Origin of the sequence: Pseudonocardia pini, assembly GCF_013870575.1 — a bacterium.
Classification (GTDB): domain Bacteria; phylum Actinomycetota; class Actinomycetes; order Mycobacteriales; family Pseudonocardiaceae; genus Pseudonocardia; species Pseudonocardia pini.
On sequence record NZ_JACBXB010000442.1, the window covers coordinates 1 to 4,543 of the forward strand.

Consider the following 4,543-nt stretch of genomic DNA (forward strand, 5'->3'; position numbering starts at 1 on the left):
GAGCCGCGCAGCTTCTGCGCGGGCGTCGAGCGGGCCATCGACATCGTGGACCGGGCGCTGGACCGCTTCGGCGCCCCCGTCTACGTGCGCAGGCAGATCGTGCACAACGCGCACGTGGTCCGGCGGCTCACCGAGCGCGGGGCGGTGTTCGTCCAGGAGCTCGAGGAGGTCCCCCGCGGCGCGACCACGGTGCTCGCCGCCCACGGGGTCTCCCCCGCCGTCCGGGCCGAGGCCGAGGAGCGCGCGCTGTCGGTCATCGACGCCATGTGCCCCCTCGTCGCCAAGGTGCACGCCGAGGTCAGACGGCACACCGGGCGCGGGGAGACGGTCTTCCTGATCGGCCACTCCGACCACGAGGAGGTCGAGGGCACCGTCGGCGAGGCGCCTGCGGACATCGTCGTCGTCGAGGACGAGGCGATGGCCCGCACGGTCACGGCGCCGGACCCGGCCCGGGTGTCCTACGCGATGCAGACCACCCTGGCGGTGGACGAGGCCGAGCGGATCGCCGCGGTGCTCCGCGGCCGCTTCCCCGCGATCGCCACGCCCCGCCGGGACGACATCTGCTACGCCACCACGAACCGCCAGCGCGCGATCCGCGCGGTGGCCGCCGACGTCGACCTGGTGATCGTCGTCGGCTCACCGAACTCGTCGAACTCCCGTCGGCTGGCCGAGGTGGCCGCCCGCTCGGGGGTCCCCGCCCACCTCGTCGACGACGTCGGCGAGATCGACCTCGGCTGGCTCCCCGGGGCCGGCCGGATCGGGGTCAGTGCGGGGGCGTCGGCGCCCCCGGAGCTGGTCGACGAGGTCGTGTCCTGTCTCTCCGGTCTCGGCCCGGTCGCCGTCCAGGTGACCACGACCGGGACCGAGGACGTCGTCTTCACCCTTCCCAAGGAGGTGAGCTGACCGGTGGGAATGCCACTGCGCCAGTCCGTCCGTCTCGGTACGTACCTGATGAAGCAGAAGATCAAGGGCGTCGAGAAGTTCCCGCTCCTGGTCGAGCTCGAGCCGCTGTTCGCCTGCAACCTCGCGTGCAACGGCTGCGGCAAGATCCAGCAGCCCGCCCACCTGCTCAAGCAGCGGATGCCGGTCGAGCAGGCCGTGAACGCCATCGTGGAGAGCGGCGCCCCGATGGTCTCCATCGCGGGCGGCGAGCCGCTCATGCACAAGGAGATGGACGTCATCGTCCAGCGCCTGCTGGACCTGAACAAGATCGTGTTCCTCTGCACCAACGCGGTCCTGCTGCCCAAGCACCTGCACCGCTTCACCCCGCACAAGAACTTCGCGTGGATGGTGCACATCGACGGGCTGCGCGAGCGGCACGACGCGTCGGTGAGCAAGGACGGGGTGTTCGACCAGGCCGTCGAGGCCATCAGGATGGCCAAGGAGGCGGGCTTCCGGGTCAACACCAACACCACGTTCTTCGACACGGACACCCCCCAGGACGTCATCGACGTCATGGACTACCTCAACGACGAGCTCGGCGTGGACCTCATGCAGATCTCGCCCGGGTACGCCTACGAGAAGGCGCCCGACCAGGAGCACTTCCTGGGTGTGCAGCAGACCCGCGAGCTGTTCAAGAAGGCCTTCGGCGACGGCCGCCGCAAGCGGTGGCGGCTCAACCACTCGCCCGTCTTCCTGGACTTCCTCGAGGGGAAGGTCGACCTGGACTGCACGGCCTGGGCGATCCCGTCGTACTCGCTGCTGGGCTGGCAGAAGCCCTGCTACCTGCTCGACGACGGACACGTGAAGACCTACCAGGAGCTGATCGACGGCACCGACTGGGAGGCCTTCGGCCGCGGCAAGGACGAGCGGTGCGCCAACTGCATGGCGCACTGCGGCTACGAGCCCTCGGCGGTCTTCGCGACGATGGGCTCGCTGAAGGAGTCGCTCCGCGCCGCGGTGAGCGTCTAGGGGCTCGCCACGTACCGCGACACGCCCGACGGTGCCCCGGTCCGGTTCGTCCGGACCGGGGTCCGTCGTGCGCGGTGCACGGTCGTGGTGCCGCGACGGGCGGTCGGCGGCGGGCCGGTGACGGACGCGGTGACGGACAAGGGGGCCGCGGCTGGGTCACACCGGGCATCGAGCCCGTTATCTCCCCGTGACCGGTGCCGCTACACTCCGGCCAACGCGTTTGAGAAGGCGCCGGACCAGGTAACCCCTACCCCCGAGGACCCGCATGCCGGAGCACCGCATGACGACACTGATCCACCTGCCACCTCTCGGATCTCTGCTGCGCCACGCGGGTCGTCCCCTGCTGGAGTCCACGCTCATCCCGCTCGCCCTCTTCTGGGTCCTCTTCACCCACGCGGGGTTCGACGCCGGGATCATCGGCGCCCTGTGCTGGTCCGCCCTGGCGATCGGCAGGCGGATGGTCCTGCGGCAGAAGGTGCCCGCCGTCCTGTGGCTCACCACCACCCTGCTGGTGGTGCGCACGGTGGTCGGCCTCTGGACCGGCTCGGCCTTCCTCTACTTCCTCCAACCCACGGTGCAGAACTTCGTGTTCGCCGGGTTGTTGCTGGTCACGCTGGGTCTGGAGCGGCCGCTGCTGGCCAAGCTGGCGGACGACTTCTGCGCGTTCCCCGACGCGTTGACCCAGCACCCCAAGATGAAGAGCTTCTTCAAGAAGGTCTCGCTGCTGTGGGCGGCGGTCTTCCTGGTCAACGGGGTCACCACGCTCGCCGTGCTGGCCACCCAGACCGTCGGGAACTTCCTCATGGTGTCCACGGCGGGCTCGTACTCGCTCGTCGCGGTGGGCATCGTGCTCTCGCTCTGGTGGTTCCAGCGCTCGCTCAAGGGCGAGGGCATCGGCCTGCGCCTCGGTGGTCCCCAGCCCCAGCGCGTCGGCTGACCGCAGTATGGAGCCACAACTGTCGTTCTCGTCCCTCGAAACGACAGTTATGGCTCCATAACGCCGGTGGTGAGGCGGCGGGCGAGCGCGGTCAGCTCCGCGTCCATGGTTCGGCTGCTGTAGGAGCGCGCTCTCGCGGCCAACGACTCTCGTTCGTGCGGATGCGTCCGGAGCCTGCGCACGGCGGCGGTGACGTCCTCCGGCCGGGGGCAGACCAGGCCCAGCCCGGCCTCCTCGGTCATCCGCGCGCCCGCCCGGCCGTGGCCGGGGATCGGGCGGGCGAACAGCACCGGGGTGCCCACGGCCAGCGACTCGCTGGCGATCATGCCGCCCGCCGTGGTGAGCACCAGGTCCGCGGCGGTGATGAGCTCCGGTACCGTGTTCGTCCAGCCCAGGGCCGTGAGCCGGGGCTCGCCGCGCGCCGCGAGCCGCTTGCGCAGCCGTTCGTTGCGCCCACAGAGCACCACGGCCTCCGCCTCCCCGGCCAGGACCGCGTCGACGACGCCCTCCATGCCGCCGAAGGCCAGCGACCCGCCGGTCACGAGCACGGTGAACGCCGTCTCGGACATCCCCAGGGCCCGCCGGGTGGCCGCCCGGTCCCCGGGGTGGAACCGCTTGTCGACGGCGGCGGCGGCCACCCGCACGTCGGCCGCCGGGGCGATCTCCACGGCCTGCTCCCGCGAGGCGGGCAGCAGGGTCCAGGTCTCGTCCACGCCCGCCCACACCCAGAACGGGTGCACGGCCACGTCCGTGACCACGGCGACCGTGTGCGCCGCGAGCCGCTCGTGGGTGCGCAGCCAGGCCAGCCCACCCGAGATCATCGGGTAGGTCGACACGACCAGGTCCGGGTGCTCCTCCCGCAGCAGCGGCGCGAGCGACCGGCCCACCTGCGCGGCCGCGACCCGCTTGCACAGCTCGGCGAACCGCGGATGGTGCACGAGCAGGTCGTAGCCCAGGCCGTAGAGCCGCGGCGCGAACCGCATGGTCGCGGCGTACGAGGTCTCCAGGACGCGGTCCCGCACGGGGCCTGCCGTGCTCTCCACCTCGTGCACCTCGGCGGCGGGCCACAGCTCGCGCATCCGCGCGGCGAGGGCCCGCGCCGCGGCGACGTGCCCCTCGCCCACGGGCGCCGACAGCACCAGCACCCGACGTGGCTGACCGTCCATAGTGGCCACGCTACCCCCGCCGCTCCGCTCCCCGCACCGTGAGGAACCCATGACGACACCCCACCGGTTGCTGCTGGTCACCGGCAGCATGGGCGCAGGCCACCACGCGGCCGCCCGCGCCGTCGAGGAGAGCGCGCGGCGGGTCTGGCCCGGGGTCGAGGTGACCTGGACCGAGACGCTCGACGGGATGGGCGCTCGCACGGGCCCCCTGTTCCGGGCGGTCTACGCCGGCTGCGTCCGGTACCTGCCCTGGCTCTACGAGCTGTACTTCCAGCTGCTCTGGCACGTCCCGTTCTTCCGGGCGGGCACCCGTGCCGTCATCGGGCGGTGGAGCGGGCGCGGGCTGCGGCCCGTGCTGGAGACCGTCCGGCCGGACCTCGTCGTGGCCGTGTTCCCCGAGGGCATCACGGGGCTCGCCCACCTGCGCCGGACCGGGCACGCCCCGATGCCGACGGTCGCCCTGGTCACCGACCCGGCCCCGCACCCGCTCTGGGCCTCGGCCGCCCTGGACCTGCACCTGGTCAGCACG

At 71.9% G+C, this 4,543-nt stretch carries 5 protein-coding genes; 4 read left to right on the forward strand and 1 reads right to left on the reverse strand.

The window, feature by feature from the left end:
- From ispH to H5J29_RS21770, 3 genes are all read left to right on the forward strand, one after another.
- Window positions 1-903 (forward strand): 4-hydroxy-3-methylbut-2-enyl diphosphate reductase (ispH, locus tag H5J29_RS21760; RefSeq protein ID WP_181782897.1); only part of this gene is annotated, 903 nt, incomplete at its 5' end.
- 3 nt (window positions 904-906) lie between these two features.
- Entirely contained in the window at window positions 907-1,911 is a 1,005-nt protein-coding gene (gene hpnH, locus H5J29_RS21765; RefSeq protein WP_181782898.1) for an adenosyl-hopene transferase HpnH, read from the forward strand.
- Between the two features lie 280 nt (window positions 1,912-2,191).
- Entirely contained in the window at window positions 2,192-2,848 is a 657-nt protein-coding gene (locus H5J29_RS21770) for a VC0807 family protein (RefSeq protein ID WP_246394132.1), read from the forward strand.
- Between the two features lie 47 nt (window positions 2,849-2,895).
- Here H5J29_RS21770 and H5J29_RS21775 read toward each other — a convergent pair whose 3' ends face one another.
- A complete protein-coding gene (locus H5J29_RS21775; RefSeq protein ID WP_220187747.1) occupies window positions 2,896-4,014 on the reverse strand; it encodes an MGDG synthase family glycosyltransferase in 1,119 nt (372 codons plus the stop codon).
- Between the two features lie 49 nt (window positions 4,015-4,063).
- Here H5J29_RS21775 and H5J29_RS21780 point away from each other — a divergent pair.
- On the forward strand, window positions 4,064-4,543 hold a 480-nt coding region (locus H5J29_RS21780), incomplete at its 3' end, for an MGDG synthase family glycosyltransferase (protein ID WP_446686488.1).